General features: G+C 72.6%; 12 protein-coding genes. 5 read left to right on the forward strand and 7 right to left on the reverse strand.

Annotated elements, in window-relative coordinates; translation table 11 throughout:
* Positions 1 to 38: 38 nt before the first annotated feature.
* On the reverse strand, positions 39 to 884 hold the full coding sequence (locus tag WME79_RS02980) for a ribokinase (RefSeq protein ID WP_437531588.1): 846 nt from the start codon (positions 882 to 884) through the stop codon (positions 39 to 41).
* Between the two features lie 188 nt (positions 885 to 1072).
* Positions 1073 to 2938: a vWA domain-containing protein gene (locus tag WME79_RS02985; protein ID WP_437531590.1), complete on the reverse strand. Its 1866-nt coding sequence runs from the start codon at positions 2936 to 2938 to the stop codon at positions 1073 to 1075.
* A 362-nt stretch (positions 2939 to 3300) separates the two neighbouring features.
* Here WME79_RS02985 and WME79_RS02990 point away from each other — a divergent pair, with 362 nt between their 5' ends.
* Positions 3301 to 4119 carry an SIR2 family NAD-dependent protein deacylase gene (locus WME79_RS02990; RefSeq protein ID WP_437531592.1) on the forward strand — a complete coding sequence of 273 codons (819 nt, stop codon included), beginning with the start codon at positions 3301 to 3303 and terminating at the stop codon, positions 4117 to 4119.
* 143 nt (positions 4120 to 4262) lie between these two features.
* Positions 4263 to 4502, forward strand: a complete 240-nt coding sequence (locus tag WME79_RS02995; protein ID WP_437531593.1) for a DUF378 domain-containing protein — start codon at positions 4263 to 4265, stop codon at positions 4500 to 4502.
* Positions 4503 to 4529: 27 nt separating this feature from the next.
* Here the strand turns inward: WME79_RS02995 and WME79_RS03000 are convergent, their stop codons facing one another.
* The gene (locus tag WME79_RS03000; protein WP_437531595.1) at positions 4530 to 5378 is read right to left on the reverse strand and encodes an alpha/beta fold hydrolase; all 849 of its coding nucleotides are present in this window, start codon (positions 5376 to 5378) and stop codon (positions 4530 to 4532) included.
* A gap of 249 nt (positions 5379 to 5627) precedes the next feature.
* Here WME79_RS03000 and WME79_RS03005 point away from each other — a divergent pair, with 249 nt between their 5' ends.
* Both WME79_RS03005 and WME79_RS03010 read left to right on the forward strand, forming a co-directional pair.
* Entirely contained in the window at positions 5628 to 6497 is an 870-nt protein-coding gene (locus WME79_RS03005) for an isocitrate lyase/PEP mutase family protein (protein ID WP_437531597.1), read from the forward strand.
* A gap of 10 nt (positions 6498 to 6507) precedes the next feature.
* Positions 6508 to 7683, forward strand: a complete 1176-nt coding sequence (locus tag WME79_RS03010) for an acyl-CoA dehydrogenase family protein (protein WP_437531599.1) — start codon at positions 6508 to 6510, stop codon at positions 7681 to 7683.
* A 191-nt stretch (positions 7684 to 7874) separates the two neighbouring features.
* Here WME79_RS03010 and WME79_RS03015 read toward each other — a convergent pair whose 3' ends face one another.
* Positions 7875 to 8495 (reverse strand): glutathione S-transferase family protein, encoded by a 621-nt coding sequence (locus tag WME79_RS03015; protein ID WP_437531601.1) that lies wholly within the window; start codon positions 8493 to 8495, stop codon positions 7875 to 7877.
* Between the two features lie 22 nt (positions 8496 to 8517).
* Positions 8518 to 9192 (reverse strand): glutathione S-transferase family protein, encoded by a 675-nt coding sequence (locus tag WME79_RS03020; RefSeq protein ID WP_437531603.1) that lies wholly within the window; start codon positions 9190 to 9192, stop codon positions 8518 to 8520.
* Between the two features lie 761 nt (positions 9193 to 9953).
* Here WME79_RS03020 and WME79_RS03025 point away from each other — a divergent pair.
* On the forward strand, positions 9954 to 10535 hold the full coding sequence (locus tag WME79_RS03025; protein ID WP_437531605.1) for a GNAT family N-acetyltransferase: 582 nt from the start codon (positions 9954 to 9956) through the stop codon (positions 10533 to 10535).
* 106 nt (positions 10536 to 10641) lie between these two features.
* On the opposite strand, the gene WME79_RS03030 is transcribed toward WME79_RS03025, so the two are convergent.
* The gene (locus tag WME79_RS03030) at positions 10642 to 11133 is read right to left on the reverse strand and encodes an N-acetyltransferase family protein (RefSeq protein ID WP_437531608.1); all 492 of its coding nucleotides are present in this window, start codon (positions 11131 to 11133) and stop codon (positions 10642 to 10644) included.
* Positions 11134 to 11170: 37 nt separating this feature from the next.
* A complete protein-coding gene (locus tag WME79_RS03035) occupies positions 11171 to 15508 on the reverse strand; it encodes a tetratricopeptide repeat protein (protein ID WP_437531611.1) in 4338 nt (1445 codons plus the stop codon).
* Positions 15509 to 15605 lie beyond the last annotated feature (97 nt).

The following is a 15605-nucleotide window of genomic DNA, read 5'->3' on the forward strand; positions in this document are numbered from 1 at the left end:
ATGGGCGAGGTGCCCTGTGACGCCGGGAGGAGAGGCCGTCACGGAACCGTGGAGCGCTCGAGGCGGCGCTCCACCTCGGCGCGTGTCGGATACGAGGTCTGACACCCCTCGCGCTCGACCGAGATGCCCGCCGCCGCGATCGCGAACCGGAGTGTGGCCTCGATCGCCATCCCGGAGGCGAGCCCGCCGGCGAGCACGCCCGTGAGGGCGTCCCCGGCGCCCGTCGTGTCGACAGCGCGGGCCGGCAGGGCGGGGAGCTCCTCGCCCGACGGCAGCAGCACCGCGCCGCGCGCGCCGCGCGTGAGCACCACGCGCTCCGGCAGGTGACCGCGCAGCGCCTCGTGCTCGAGCTCGTTGACCACGGCGAGATCGAACCGGCCGATGAGCTCGGGATCGATGGCGTTGGCGGGCGACGGATTGCAGATCGACAGCGCGCCATCGGCCCGCGCTGCCGCCAGCACGCCGTCGATCGCCGCGGCCGGGATCTCGCCCTGGCAGAGCCAGACCGAGGCCCCGCACGGCGAGGGCGGCGTGACGAGCGCGTTGGCGCCGGGGATCGCGAGGATCTGGTTCTCTCCGGCCTCGTCGACGCAGATCAGGGCCACGCCCGTCGTCGCGCCGCGGTGGACCGCCACGGCGGAGAGCTCCACCCCGTCGGCGGCGAGCGCGGCCGCGCAGAGCTCGCCGTGCGCGTCGTCGCCGCGCGCGCCCGCGAGCCGTACGCGCGCGCCCGAGCGCGCCGCCGCGACCGCCTGGTTCGCGCCCTTGCCGCCCGGCGCGACGAGGAAGCGGCGGCCCAGCACCGACTCGCCGGGGCGCGGCAGCCGCGGGCCGTAGCCGATGAGATCGGCGGTGATCGAGCCGCAGATCGCGAGCAATCCCATCTCCGCCGCATACCACGAACGCGGCGGCGCCGGCCGGGTCCCCCGAGCGCACGGGGGCGGCCGGGAGAAGTGGAGAGGGTATTGGTTGATAGAGGGCAATGACGAGCCCCGGAGGCGGCTGGCCAACGGGGCTCGTCAGGTGCGTTCCGGGCGGCGGGCGATTCATCCGTCCGCCCACGGCGCGCGCGTCAGTCGGCGTTCACGGCCACGGCGTCGGTCTTGCCGTTGGCGAGCGCGCCGGCGCGGCGGATGATGCCGATGAACTCCTGCTGATCACCCTTGCTGGACGCGGCGGCCCTCGCGATCTTCTCGATGTCGGTGAGCCTCCAGGAGCGCGCGTGCGGGCTGTGGCGCAGGACCTCCGCGAACCCTGCCACCGCGGACGCGAAGCGGAAGTCGGCCGGCGCCGCGTCGAAGGTGGGGGCGATGGCGCCCGGGGCCATCTTGACCAGCGTCTCCTCGGCCGTGTTCGAGCCGAGCGGCGCCTTGTGGCGGAGGCGCACGACGACCGGCGCCGCGCCCTCGCCCTTCAGCGCGGGGGCCTTGAGCTCGACGTCGTAGATGGCCGTCACGCTGTGCCCGGCGCCGATCTCGCCGGCGTCCACCTTGTCGTTCCGGAAGTCCCGGTCGGCCACGTCGCGGTTCTCGTAGCCGATGAGCCGGTAGCTCTTGACGAAGCTCGGGTCGAACTCGACCTGGATCTTCACGTCGCGGGCGATGACCTGGAGCATCCCGCCGACCTGCTCGGAGAAGACCCGCCGCGCCTGCGCCTCGCTGTCGATATAGGCGTAGTTCCCGTCGCCCTGGTTGGCGAGCTGCTCCATCATGAGATCCTTGTAGTTGCCCTGGCCGAAGCCGATGGTGGACAGCGTGATCCCCTTGTCCCTCGCGCGCTTGATGGTCTTCAGGATCTCGTCGTGGGAGGTCGGGCCGACGTTCGCGTCTCCGTCGGAGAGCACGATGACGCGGTTGACGTGCCCCTTCACGAGCGTCCGCTCGGCCAGGCTGTAAGCGAGATCGATGCCGCTCGACATGGCGGTGGAGCCGCCCGCGGTGAGGTCGTCGAGGGCCGCGAGGATCTTCCCCTTGCTCTCGATGCCCGTCGGCGCGAGCACCTCTCGCACGCTGCCCGCATAGGTGCAGAGCGCGACGGTGTCCCCCGGCTTGAGGGTGTCGGTGAGCATCTTCAGGCTCTTCTTCGCGAGCTCGATCTTGTCCGGGGACTGCATCGAACCGCTGGTGTCGACGAGGTACACGAGGTGCACCGGGGTCCGCTCCTTGACCGGCACGCGCTTGCCCTGGACCGCCACGCGCACGAGGTGGTGGCCCGACGTGAACGGCGAGGGCGCGGCCGCGAGGTGCACGGCGAACGGGCCTGTCGCGGGCGACGCGTAGCCGTAATCGAAGTAGTTGAGGAACTCCTCGGCGCGCACGGCCTGATACGGGGGCAGCGCGCCATCCATGATCTTGCGGCGCGCGATGGCGTAAGAGGCCGTGTCCACGTCGATCGCGAACGTCGAGAGCCGGTCCTTCGCGGGGTCCTCGACCGGGTTGACGCCGTAGTCCCGGTACGTCTCGCTGCCCTGGGGTTCGGGCGCGGTGACGGCGACGGCCGCGGGCGGGGCCGCGGGGCGCGCCACGGCGGTCGCCGCCGGGGTGGGCGCCTTCTTGGGCGCGGGCGCGCCGCCCGTCACCTGGATGCGCGCGTCGGCCCCGCGCGCGGCGCCCGCCTTGGTCGCCCGCGACTGCGCGGGCCCGGGCGTGGGCGTCACAGGGGCGGCCGCCACGGGCGGGGCCGGCGGCGGCGCAGCCTCCGCGGGCGCGGCGTCACGGTCGACCGCGTCGCTCGCCGCGGCCTCCTCGCGCTTGGCGGTGGACGTGCGGCCCTCGTCTTGCGGCGCGTCGAACTCCGGCTGCATGGGCTGCCCGGCGGCGGCCTCGGTCGGCGCGGCCGATGCGGTCGCCGCCGTGGGGGCAGGCGTGGAGCCACCGCAGCCGATGAGCAGCGCGGTGACGAGGGCGGGGGCGACGAGATCGAGGGGCCGGGTGCGCATGAGGTGTCCTCCTTGAAGGGGATCGCGAGGGCGGATCCCTGCTGTACGTTCTCGTGGGTCGGCCATCGCCGATCGCCACACACAGGTCCTTGTGGGGGCCGCACGCGCGGGGGCCCCACAGTGCGTTTTCCACGGGCGAGACGGACCCCTCGCCGCTTTCGCTGCGTGAACGCCGCGTGTCGCCGGTTGTCCGGCGAGCCGACGAGGGGGCTCTCGCGGCCGGGGCCCGCTGTGGCGGGGCTCGGCGCGTCCGAGTGCCAGGGAAACGCGGTCGTCTCGGCCGGCTTACACCCGAAATCGACAGGAGCTGGCGTCGGGCCCTCCGCCTGCCTCTTTCTCGATCTATCCTCAGGGGGTCCGTGATGAGCGAAACGAGCCGCGAGCGCTTCCAGTCCACCCTGTGCCGCGCCAGGAAGATCGCCGTCCTGACGGGCGCGGGCGTCTCGGCGGAGTCGGGCATCCCCACGTTCCGCGGCGCTGGGGGGCTGTGGCGGCGGTACGAGGCGACGAGCCTCGCCTCGCCCGAGGCGTGGCAGCGCGATCCGGGCCTCGTCTGGGAGTTCTACAATCACCGCCGGGAGCGCGCCCTCGGCTGCGCCCCGAACCCGGGTCATCACGCGCTGGCGCAGCTGGAGGCGTGGTGGCGGGAGGCCGGCAGGGTCTTCACCCTGATCACCCAGAACATCGACGGCCTGCACGAGCAGGCGGGCTCCCGGAGCCCGGTGCGCCTCCACGGCTCGCTATGGCAGGTGCGCTGTCTCTCGTGCGAGAGCGTGACCGAGAACCGCGACGTGCCCATCACGCCCGCCTTCGCAGGCAGCGGCTCCCCCGATCCGGAGGCCCCCGCCCGCCGCTTCACGGCGGCAGAGCTGCCCCGCTGCCGCTGCGGCGGCGTCCTTCGCCCTCACGTGGTCTGGTTCGGCGAGGCCCTCCAGGAGAGCGATCTCGCCGCGGCGGCTGCCGGCGTCGAGGGCTGCGATCTCCTGCTCGTCGTCGGTACGTCGGCCGTGGTGTATCCCGCCGCCGGTTTCGTCCCCATGGCCAAGCGCCACGGCGCCCTCATCGCCGAGGTCAACGTCGAGCCGAGCGCGATCTCCGGCCTCTGCGATGTCGTGTTCACCGGCGGCTCCGGCGCGATCCTGCCCTCCCTGCTCGACGTCACGCCGGCCCGCGCGCCGTGAGCACCGCGGCCTGACGGGCGCGGCGAGCCGGCGGCGCAGGCGCGGGCGCGGCGAGCCAGCGGCGTCAGCGCGACGCGCGGTCACGCCGCAGCGGGCGCGCGGTGCACGCACCGCGCGGCGCGGCACATGCTTCTGCCGGGGTCATGGAGCAGGTCAACCGTGGGTTCTCAGGGCTAACGTGGGCGTCGATCACGCTCGTCGTGATCGGCGCGGTCAACTGGGGGTTCGTTGGGCTGTTCGAGTTCGACGTGATCGCCGGGCTCTTCGGCAGGCTCAGCGCCCTCAGCCGCATCATCTACGTGCTCGTCGGGCTCGCCGGGCTCTATCTGCTCTACACTGCGGTCCAGCTCAGCAAGCGCGCTCGGGTCACCACGATGCCCTGAGAGCGACTCGCCTGGCACCGCCGGCGCTCATGCGCCCGGGCTGGCCTGACCGCCGAAGCCGCGCGGACGGGCGGCGGCCGCGCGCGCCTCGATGAACCGCGACACCGCGTCGACGAACGCTTCGGGGTTCTCCACCTGCGGCATGTGCCCTGTCGCCGGGATGAAGGTGAGCTGCGACCCCGGTAGCGACGCGTGAAGCTTCTTCGCGTCGTCCGCGCTGTTGCCGAGGAGCTGATCCGCCTCTCCCCAGACGAGGAGGGGATTCAGGCTGAGCGGGGCCCTGAGACCTCCCTGGATGGCGGCGTCGATCACCGCCTCCAGCGGAGGTGGATTGGCGCTCTCCAGGACGTCCCGCAGGGCAGCCGGGGCGCGGCCGGGATCGGCGTAGGCGCGGCCGAGGACCCCCGGGCTATAGGTCTGCTTCCGCATCAATGCGCGCAGCACCCGGCGGGGCAGCGGCCGCGCTCCGAGCCAGCCGACGAAGCGCGGCAGCGGGGGGATGGGAACGCCGTTGACGAACACGAGCCCTCGGCAGCGGGACGCGAACAGGGTAGCGAAGCTCGATACGACCGATACGCCGAAGGAGTTGCCGACGCACCACGCGCTGGCGACACCCAGCTCGTCCAGGAGCCGCTCGAGCCAGCGCGCATAGGCGCCCAGCGAGCCGAGCCCCGGGGTGTCCGTGCGCCCGATGCCGGGCAGATCGGGCGCGATCACCTGGAAGCGCTCCGAGAATCGCTCCCAGACAGGCGCCCAGTGCATCGGCGCCCCGCCCCAGGCGCCGTGCACCAGCAGCAGCGGCTCGCCCTGCCCGCCCACGTGGACGCTGGCCGGGCGGCCGTCGATCGCGATCTCCTTCAATGAAACCGTGCTCATGCCCCTCTCCTGTGCGGCATCATCGCAGGCCCATCCTGCTCCCGGGCGCCGGGGGCCCGCAACAGGAACGCACGCCGGCGCGCGCCCCCGTCCATCCCTCTTGCTCGTGCGGGCGCTCGTTGAGCGTGCGGCAGCGTGCGGCAGCGTGCGGCAGCGTGCGGCAGCGTGCGGCGGCGCACGCCGGCGCGCGCCGCCTCTCGGCCCTTCGCGCTTGCCTTACGGGCAGCCGATCGCGGTATCGTCCCCGCCGTGTCCCCCGCTCAGAAGCTCCGCGATCTGCTCACCTCGCCCGGCCTCCTCGTCATGCCTTGCTGCTTCGACGCGCTGTCGGCGCGGCTGATCGAGCAGGCCGGCTTCTCGCTCTCGTTCATGAGCGGCTTCGCGGTCTCCGCCGCGCGCCTCGGCGCGCCGGACACGGGGCTGATCTCGTATGGTGAGATGGTCGACCAGGCGCGGGCGATCTGCGGCGCTGTCTCGATTCCGGTGCTCGGCGACGGCGACACGGGCTACGGCAATGCGATGAACGTGAAGCGCACGGTGCGCGGTTATGCGCAGGCCGGGCTGGCCTGCGTCATGATCGAGGACCAGGTCGCTCCCAAGCGCTGCGGCCACACGCGCGGCAAGCAGGTCGTGTCCCGCGACGAGGCGTTCACCCGCGTCCAGGCCGCCGTGGACGCGCGCGACGAGGGCGCCGGCGTGCTCATCATGGCCCGCACCGACGCCCGCCAGACGCACGGCTTCGACGAGGCGCTCTCCCGCGCGCGGGCGTTCGCCGACCTCGGGGCAGACATCGTGTTCCTGGAGGCGCCCGAGAGCGTGGAGGAAATGCGAACGTTCTGCCGCGAGGTGCGCGCGCCGACGATGGCCAACATGGTGGATCACGGCAGGACGCCGGTGCTGCCGCCGGCCGAGCTCGAGGCGATCGGCTACAAGATCGCGGCCTATCCGCTCACCCTGCTCTCGGTCGCCGCCGCCGCCATGCGCGAGGCGCTCGCGGCCCTGCGCGCCGGCCAGCACCCCGATCCGCGGATGAGCTTCGCGGCGCTCCAGGAGATCGTGGGGTTCCCCGAATACTACGCTGAAGAGTCGCGCTATGCGCAGCCGCCAAGGAAGGGGTGAGTCGAGCACCATGACCACGATGTCCTCCGCCGCGCCCGCGTCGCTCCTCGACGCGGCGCGCAGCCTCGTTCCGCTCGTCCAGGAGCACGCCCAGCGGGGAGAGCGCGAGCGCCGTCTGCCCCATCCGGTCGCGAGGGCGCTCCGGGAGTCGGGCATCTTCCGCATGTGTCGTCCGCGCGCGCTGGGCGGGCTCGAGGCCGACCCCCTCACGGCGCTGCAGGTCATCGAGGAGCTCTCGCGCGCCGACGGCGCGGCGGGGTGGTGCGCCATGATCTGCGGCACGACCGGCGCGTTCGAGGCGTACATCCCGGCGGAGGGGGGCAAAGAGATGCACGCGAGCCCGGATGCCGTGACCGCCGGCGTCTTCGCGCCGAGCGGGCGCGCCGTCGAGGTCGAGGGAGGATATCGGGTCGCCGGGAGGTGGGCGATGGCGAGCGCCTGTCATCATTGCGACTGGCTGGGCGGCACCGCGGTGGTCTTCGACGGGATAGCCCCGCGCATGCTGCCCGGGGGCGTCCCCGAGGCCGTCGTGCCGATGTTCCGCGCCTCGGAGTGCGAGATCCTGGATACATGGAGCGTCTCCGGCCTTGCCGGCACCGGGAGCCACGATTTCGCGGTCGTCGACGTCTTCGTGCCGAGCAGCCGCTGCATCCGACTCCCGATGACGGCGCCGACCCATCCAGGGCCTCTCTTCGTGTTCCCGCTCTTCGGCTTCCTCGCGAGCGCGGTCGCGACGACCGCGCTCGGGATGGCGCGCGCGGCCATCGATGAGCTGGTCCGGCTCGCGGCGACCAAGCGGCCGATCGGAGCGACGCCGTCGCTCGGGGCGCGGCCATCGACGGCGCTCGCCGTGGCCGAGGCCGAGGCCACGCTGGGCGCGGCCAGGGCCTACCTCTTCGAGGCCGTCGGCGCCGTCTGGGACGCCGCGGTCTCTGGCAGGTCGATCTCGCTGCGGGACCGGGCGCGCGTCCGGCTCGCCGCGACGAACGCGGCCCTCGGCGCGGCGCGCGCCGTCGATCTGGCGTACACGGCGGGCGGCGCCGCGGCGCTCTACGCGGAGAGCCCTCTTCAACGCAGCTTCCGCGACGTTCACGCCGTCACGCAGCACGCCCTCGTCGCCCCGCACACGCGCGAGGTCCAGGGCCGTGTGCTCCTCGGGCTGGACACCGAGCTTCCGATGTTCTGAGGGGCAGTCCGCGAGAGGAGACGCGGATACGAGAGGGCAGAGCAAGCGCCCGCGGGGCGCGCCACGAGCGGGGTGCAGATTCGTGTGATACGGGCTCAGCCGCTAGGCAGGCGAGTGAGGCGTACGAAAGTACGCCGCAGCGAGCTTCACTCTGCGGATGAGCCCGTAGCGCACGAAGATGCGCCCCGCTCTCATCCCAGGGGCAGGTCCACCCATCGCTCGAATCCAGGCCGGCGCTTGATGCGGCCGTACCACGCGTCGACGTGCTGCAGCGCGGGCCGCTCGGTTGGCAGATTGTACCACCGCTGCGCCGCGACCCCGAGCGGGATATCGGCGAACGTGAAGTACTCTCCCGCGGCCCACGGGTGCCGTGACAGCTGCCTGTCGAGGATCCCCAGCGCGGCGAGCGCCGACTTGCGCGCGGCCTCGATCGCGGCCTGATCGCGGCGCTCTTCGGGCGTGCGCACGAGCTGCACCAGGAGCGTCCGGATCGGCGGCCACAGGGTCCCAAACTGCCAGTCGGTCCAGGCGTCGGCGCGCGCCTTGTCGGCGAGATCGCTCGGCTGGAGCGGCGGTGACCCGTAGCGCGAGAACAGATAACGCACGATCGCGTGCGACTCCCAGAGCACCAGCGAACCGTCCTCGAGCGTCGGAACCAGCCCGTTCGGGTTGAGGGTGAGATAGTCGGCGTCCTTGACGCGACCGAACGGCCCGCCGGCGTCGATGCGCTCGAAATCGAGCCTGAGCTCGTCGAGCGCCCAGAGGACCTTCTGCACGTTCGAAGAATTCTTGTGACCCCAGAGTCTCAACATGATGTCCCTTGTCCCTCGCCGCTCAGGCGGCCGTCGTCGCCGCCGGCTTCACGAACTTCGCGAAGCGCTCCACATAGAACTCGACAGGATTCTGGATGGCGCGGACCGCGGGGCGCGCCTGCACGGCCTCGATCCACGCCCGGAGCCGCGTGAGCTCCGCGGGGACGGAGAAGTCGCGGAGGCGGCCGACCGCCGTCAGCCGCTCGAACCATGGATAGAAGGAGAGATCGACGAGGCTGACCTCGGCGCCGAGCCAGTAGGGCCCTTGGCCCGACGACCTCGCCAGCGCCTCACGTTCGATGAAGGCCAGCACGTCGCCGAGCGCCTTGCGCCCCTCCGCCTCCTGGTCCCGCGTCTCGGCCCTGAGCAGCTGGGTGAACGCCGGCACGAGGCGCGTGTTCGCGTAATCGATCCAGATCCTCGCCAGGGCGCGCCTGCCCGGCTCCCTGGGCAGGAGCCGCGGCTCGGGGAAGACCTCCTCGAGGTACTCGTTGATGATCGCCGACTCCCAGATGCGGTGGCCCTCGTGCTCGATCGCCGGGACCTTGCCGTAGAGCGAGGCGTCGACGAACGCCCGCGGCTTGTTCTGCAGATCGATCTCGGTCAGCTCGAAGTCGATCGCCTTCTCCTGTAAAACGAGCCGGGTGCGGTGGGCGAAGGGGCACGCCTTCGCGCTGTAGAGTCGCAGCTTCGTCATCCTGTTCTCCTTGATGGCGTGCGCCACGCGAAGAGCTCTCCTGCTCTCAGGCAGGGGGTGTGCTCAGCTCACGGGCCGTCGTCGTGGCAGGGAGCAGGGAGCGTGCCAGAGCTCTATTGCAGGAACGGATCACAATCGTTCGCGCTGGCCGCGCGCTTGCTGCGACGGGAGCAGGGATTGCTGGTGATGTGCTGCTGAGGCAGCAGTGAATCCGGCGTGGGGCGTGGGAAGGCCTCTGCTGATCGAAGGTCGAGTACCCGGGAGGCGTCGCGTCCGTCGGGATGAGGCGTGCTCAGATCTTCATCCTTCCTCCTCGTGTCATGGTTCGCAGTCCGCGCCACCTCAGCCAATGGCACCTCTGCTCGAGCGGTCATCCGTCGTCCACGCGCAGGCGTGGAGGTGGATCTCCTCCCGGTGTGCCGGGAGGGCGCGCTGATGTTTTCCGCCTTACTCTTCTATGGCGGACGGTACTCTGCTATGACGGACATGTCAAGGCGCTCCGCGGTAGCGTCGATGTTCTCAGCAAGAGGTGTGTGGACCGGTGTGCAACGGCGATGAACGCCGCGCTGGCGGGGGATTGGCACGGATGTGCGAGGGAGGTCTTCGTTGTAAGCTGCATGGCGTGACGACTGCTTGCCTCGACGCCGGAGCACTCCATGGTTCGCAGGGTCCGGGACGCGACCGTCGCGTGGGCCGATGGCCTTCGCAAGACAGCGTTCTCGTCGTCCAGCGCATGACGGCGACAGGCATGGAGCGACGCGATGACAGGTGAACGCCCGCCGGACCGCATCCTGACCGCTCGGCTGACGCTGCGAGCGTGGCGGCCCGAGGATGCGCCCCTGATCAGGGAGGCGATCGACTCCAGCCTTGCGCACCTGCGGTCCTGGATGCCGTGGGCCGTGCACGAGCCTGCATCCATGGAGGCGACCGCCGCGCTTCTGGAGAAGTTCCGGGACGACTTCACGGCAGGACGCGACTTCCATTATGGCATCTTCACGCGCGACGAGCGCGACGTGCTCGGGGGTACGGGGCTACACCCGCGGATCGGCCCGGGCGCGTTCGAGATCGGCTACTGGCTCCGGGAGACGGCGACGCGCTGCGGTTACGCGACCGAGGCGGTGGCAGGTTTGACCCGGGTCGCGCTCGAGGAGCTCGGCGTGAGCCGCGTCGAGATCCGCTGCGATCCGCGGAACACCGCGAGCGCCGCCGTGCCCCGGCGGCTCGGGTACCGGCATGTGACGACGCTCGAGGCGAACACCCTGACGCCCGCGGGTGAGCCGCGCGACACGATGGTGTGGGCGCAGACGGCCGTGGAGCTCTCGGGATCGCGCCGGGGAGGCTGAAGCTCATGAGTCCATCGCCCTCGTCGTGCGCGCCGGGAGCGCCATCGGATTCGGATGTTCGGATCGAGGAGCGGCCGATGCGCCGAGAGCGGGGCGGGCGCCGCGGTCACTCGATCCCGAGCGTCATCTCGATCATCGTGCGACGGAAGCCGAACCGCTCGAACAGGCGCTGCGCGGCGGCGTTCTGCGTCGCGGTGTGGAGCACGATGCGCGGCGCGCCCAGGGTCCGGAGGCGCGCGATGACGGCCTCCAGGAGGATCGCGCCCGCGCCGAGCCGGCGCGCGGGCTCAGCCACATAGATGTCGTGGAGGGCGCCGCAGGTGTCGAGGAGGCTGTTCCAGTCGCGCGGCTCCCGGCGGCCGTAGGCGTAGCCGACCAGCGCCGGCTCGGCGCCGGTTCGCTCGGCGACGACGATCGCGGCGTCGGGGTTGGAGAGCTCGCTCGTGAGCCATCGCTCGTAACCCGGCTCGATCGGCTCCAGGCACATGAAGCGGTGCGGATCGAGGGCGTGGTGCAGGCGGACGAGCTGCGCGGCGAAGCGCGCGACCTCGGGCATGTCGGCGCGCACCGCGAGGCGGGCGTTGACGGATGGGGTCATCCGCCAGGATAGCCGAGCGCCGGGCGCTCGCTCCGCCTCAGCGTCCCTTTCCCGCGCCCAGACCCTCCAGCGCTTGCTCCGCGTCGCGCCGGTAGGCGTTGTCTGTCGGCGCTGTCTCCAGGAAGCGCTGGTAGTGGTGGATGGCCTTCTCGCGGTTGTTCGTCGCGCGGAGCGCCTCGGCGAGGAGGAAGTGCGCGTCGAACAGCCACGGCGGGGTCGAGCGGTCCGGCGCCTCGCCCAGGGTGACCGCCTGCTCCATCTCGCTCGCGGTCCCGGCCCGGTTGCCGCGCGACGCGTAGATCTTGCCGAGGCGGTAGTGCCACTCGGGGACCTTGTCGTTGGACGCGATTGCCCTGCGCCACGCGTCCTCCGCGGCCGCCCAGTTGCCCTGATCCTGGTAGCAGAGCGCCATCGTGGCGTAGGCCTCGTAGCGGGACGGCCGCTTCTCCAGCGCGATCTTCAGATCTGCCAGCGCGTCCCGGCTCGCCCCCTGCTTCTGCAGCAGCACGCCGCGCTGCCAGTACGCGTCGCCGAGCTCCGCGTCGAGCTCCAGCGCGCGCTTCAGCGCCATCTCCGCGCGCGCGGTCTGGGCCGTCTCGTTGGCGCCCCAACCGACGTAGAGGTGGTACTCGGCGCGGTTCGGATCGAGCTCCGCGGCGCGCTCCAGGAAGCGCAGCGCCTCGGCCATGTTCGTGCCGCGCACGAGGAGCGCGCGGCCGAGGAAGTGGTTCGCCTCGGCGGAGTTCGCGCGATCCTTGAGCACGTCGCGCAGGATGGGCTCCGCCTGGCTCGCGTGCCCCGCCATGACCTGGGTCGAGCCGACGCGCAGCTTCAGGTCGATGTCGTTCGGTGCCTTGCGGAGCGCGTCGGCGTACATCTCCAGCGCGCGCTCGCTCTGGCCGGTCTCCTCGAACAGGAGCCCGCGCTCGAGCGCGAGGCCCGGGTAGTCCTTGTCGGCCGCCGTGACCTTGTCGAAGACCTTCGCGGCGTCGTCGAACCGGCGCAGGCGACGGTACGCCACGCCCAGCTTGAACTGGCTGCCGAGGTCGTCCTCCTTCGCGAGCGCGAGCTCGAGCTCCTGCCGGGCTTCGTCGTAGCGCCCGGTCTGGAGCGCGACCTCCGCCTTGGCCTTGTGCAGCGCGGGCAGGTCCGGGAACTTCGCCGTCGCCTCCGACAGCTTCTCCGCCGCCGCCTCGTTGCGGCCCATGCTGGACAGGAGCGACGCCAGCGCCACGTAGGCGTCGACGACCTCCGGGAGGTTCTCGGTCGACTTCACGGCGTCGAGGTACCCCTGCTCCGCGTCCTTCTTGTTGCCGAGCGCGAGCTCGGTACGCCCGAGCCAGTAAGCGACCTGCGGGGCCGCCGCGTGCGTCTTCTGCAGCTCCTTCAGGAGGTCCTTCGCCTCCTTCATGCGCTCCTGCGCCAGCCAGGTCTTCGCCTTGCCGAGCTGCGCGGCGAGGTTCTGGGCGTCGGCGCGGGCCGCGGCCTCGAAGCGCGCCTGCGCCTCGGAGTAGCGGCCCGACCGGTAGAGGACCTCGCCGTTGCCGATCAGCGCGCGCACCGCCTGCGGATCGAGCTTCACCGCGGCGGCGAAGGCCTGCTCCGCCGCGCTCATGCGCGACTTCGTGAGGTGGATGGTGCCGAGCAGCGTGTACGCATCGACGATCTCGGGGTCGCTCGCGGCGGCCCGGATCGGGCCGTCTCCGGTGACCTTGCCGAGCAGATCGAGCGCCTCCTGCTCGCGGCCCGGGGTCTGCCAGAGCACCGACGCGATCAGGGTGCGGGCCCCGACGTGGTCGGGCGAGGCCTCGAGCGCGCCTCGGGCGCTCGCCTCGGCGCCCGCGGCGTCCCCGGCGAGGATCTGCGCCCGGGCCAGGCCGTAGAGCGTGCGCGCGCTCTTCTGGAGGCCGCTCGCGTGCTGCCACGCCGCGATCGCCTTGGGGGCGTCCTTGGCGGCGAGCTCGATCTCGGCCGAGAGGACGGCGAGGTCGATGTCGTCCTTGAGCTGCGCGGCGAGCGCCTGCGCGGCCTGTCGCGCGCGCGGGAGCTCGCCGCTGGCCGCGGCCTGCGCCGCGACGGCCAGGGAGAGCAGGTCGCTCGGATGGGAGCTCGCGAGCGTGAGCATCTCCTTGCCGAAGGCGTCGTCGACGGTGCGGTGCCCGAAGCGGATGCTCCGCGCGAAGGCGATGTACGCGGCGTAGGCCATGGTCGGCCGGTGGCGCGGCGCATTGCCCCGCGCGGCGTTCGCGTCGTTCAGCGCTCCGTTGGCGGCCGACGCGGTGTCCTTGCCGAAGGCCGTCTGGGTCCGCTGGCGGAGCTCGGCGAGCGCCCCCTCGTGCGCGAAGGCGTTGAGCCGATCGCTGATGAGGTTCACGCCGAAGGCGCCGACGTCCGGAACGAGCGCGAGCGCGCCGCCGCTGACGGCGGCGACCGCGAGCGCCGCCACGACGTAGCGCTTGATCTTCGACTTTTGCGGCGGTGCTTCCGTGGTCGCCGCAGGCTTCTCGACCTGCGCCCCGGGACCGGCGCTCAGGTCGCCGATCTCGGTGCCCGCGCCCGTCAGGTCGACCTCGTCCCCGACGCTGGGGTGCGGCTCGCTGAGCTCGATGCCCCGATCGTCGGCGTCCGCGGGCGATTGCGTGAAGTTCCCGGAGCGGTCGGACGGATCGTAAGGGGCGGGCGCGGCGCCGGGGGCGAGCTGCGTGACGCTCTCGCCGAGCGCGATCTCGTCGCCGAAATCGGCGACACCGAAGCCGGCGGTGGGCGCGGCGCCGAAGCCGGTGGTGGACGCGGCGCGGCCGGCGGCGGGCGGCGCGGCGCCGAAGCTGGCGGTGGGCGCGGTGCGGACGTCGGCGGGCGGCGCGGCGAGGAAGTCGGCGGGGGGTACGGCGCCGAAGTCGACGGGCGGCATGGCGCCGCTGCTGGGCGGCTCAGGCGCTGCCTGCGGCGGGAGGGGGCGCGGCCCGGGCGCCTGGAATGCGGCGCCCACGCGCGAGTCGTCGTAGTCCGGCGGGGCCTCGTCGAAGAGCTCGGCGCCGACGATGGTCCCCGGTCCGGCAGGTGAGCCGGCACCGGTGGCCTTCGCGGGGAGGGCGGAGCCGGCGGCCTTCGCGGGGAGGGCGGAGCCGGTGGCCTTCGTGGGAAGGGCGGGGCCGGTGGCCTTCGTGGGGAAGCCCGCGGGGGCCGGAGCAGGGAAGCCCGCCTGGGCCGCGGCCGGGAGCCCGGCGCGCGCCGGCGAGGGGAGCGGCGCGGAAGCCGGCGTGGGCAGGCCCGTGTTCGAGAACGGGGCGGGCATGCCGATGACGGCCGGGGCCGAGATCGGCAGATCGCCGGCGACGATGGGCAGGTCGCCGGGGGACATCGCGGGCAGCTCGGCGTCGCCGTCGCCCTCGAGAGGCAGCTCGAGCTCGCCGAACCCGAACGACATGGATCCGCTGCTGGAACGCGCCGGAGGAGCCGGGGGCGCGTCGTCGTCCAGGTCTCCGAAATCGTACTCCGGGGCCACGCGCGGGGGCGCGTCCCCCGCACCGCGGGTGCGCCCGCGCCCGAGCGGCTGCGTGGTGGCCCCGGCGTTTCGCGCGCCGAGCCCCGCGTCCCGCGCACCAGGCGCCGAGGGGGCGCCCGGCGCTGACTCTCGCTCGCCGAACCCGAGGGTGCGCCGGCTGCTCGGAGGCAGCGGCTCGACCCGCGCCGGCAGGTCGGTACCGGCGAACGCGGTCGGCGTCGCCGGGGCGGTGCGGGACTCCGCGCGCGATCGCGCCGGGAGCGCCACCGGCCCCCCGGGCGCATTGCCGTAGACGACCGGCAGATCGTCCGGGTTGAGCCCCTGCACCTCGGCGTCCGTCGGGCTCGGGAGCTCGACCATGAGATCGATCTCGCCGAAGCCGCGCCGCTGCGGCACGGTCTTGGCGTTTCGCCGATCGGACGGGGCAGGGCGATCGGGGACGTCCGGCAAGCCGATCTCGCCGAAGACCTCCGGACCCGGCGGCTCAGGAGGCGGCGCGGGCCGCGCAGGTGGCGGGGGCGCCGCAGGCGCCGCGCGGCGCGGCGGTGTCGGTACCGGCGCCGGCGCCGGCCCCGGGCGTCGGGGAGGCGCGACCGCGGGAAATGCGACGTCCTCCGGCGCCGCCATGGGCAGATCGGCGTCTTCGGGCCCCGCCGGGGCGCTCCGCTCCGAGAGCTGAAGGCCTCCTGCCCCGGCCCGCGGTGGGGGGGTGGGCACAGGCGTCGGCGCAGGCGCTGCGCTTGCGCCCCCCTTGGTCACCAGCAGGCTCGTACCGCACTTCGGACAGCGCATCCTGAGCCCCGCAGGGGGGACACGCTTCTCGTCGACCTGGTACGGCGATTTGCACCCGTCGCACTCGACCTTGATCATGCTTCCCGACCCGATGCCGGCGCTGCGAGCGCCTTCGCAGGCGCCCCCACGCTCGTTCGACCTACAAAAGGCCGGGATGCCCCGACATCCGCTCTCC

Source organism: Sorangium sp. So ce726 (genome assembly GCF_051521405.1).
GTDB lineage: Bacteria > Myxococcota_A > Polyangia > Polyangiales > Polyangiaceae > Sorangium.

Coding starts and splice junctions, on each gene's coding strand:
- WME79_RS02980 (WP_437531588.1), bottom strand. CDS start 884: ATGGGATTGCTCGCGATCTGCGGCTCGATCACCGCCGATCTCATCGGC.
- WME79_RS02985 (WP_437531590.1), bottom strand. CDS start 2,938: ATGCGCACCCGGCCCCTCGATCTCGTCGCCCCCGCCCTCGTCACCGCG.
- WME79_RS02990 (WP_437531592.1), top strand. CDS start 3,301: ATGAGCGAAACGAGCCGCGAGCGCTTCCAGTCCACCCTGTGCCGCGCC.
- WME79_RS02995 (WP_437531593.1), top strand. CDS start 4,263: ATGGAGCAGGTCAACCGTGGGTTCTCAGGGCTAACGTGGGCGTCGATC.
- WME79_RS03000 (WP_437531595.1), bottom strand. CDS start 5,378: ATGAGCACGGTTTCATTGAAGGAGATCGCGATCGACGGCCGCCCGGCC.
- WME79_RS03010 (WP_437531599.1), top strand. CDS start 6,508: ATGACCACGATGTCCTCCGCCGCGCCCGCGTCGCTCCTCGACGCGGCG.
- WME79_RS03015 (WP_437531601.1), bottom strand. CDS start 8,495: ATGTTGAGACTCTGGGGTCACAAGAATTCTTCGAACGTGCAGAAGGTC.
- WME79_RS03020 (WP_437531603.1), bottom strand. CDS start 9,192: ATGACGAAGCTGCGACTCTACAGCGCGAAGGCGTGCCCCTTCGCCCAC.
- WME79_RS03025 (WP_437531605.1), top strand. CDS start 9,954: ATGACAGGTGAACGCCCGCCGGACCGCATCCTGACCGCTCGGCTGACG.
- WME79_RS03030 (WP_437531608.1), bottom strand. CDS start 11,133: ATGACCCCATCCGTCAACGCCCGCCTCGCGGTGCGCGCCGACATGCCC.
- WME79_RS03035 (WP_437531611.1), bottom strand. CDS start 15,508: ATGATCAAGGTCGAGTGCGACGGGTGCAAATCGCCGTACCAGGTCGAC.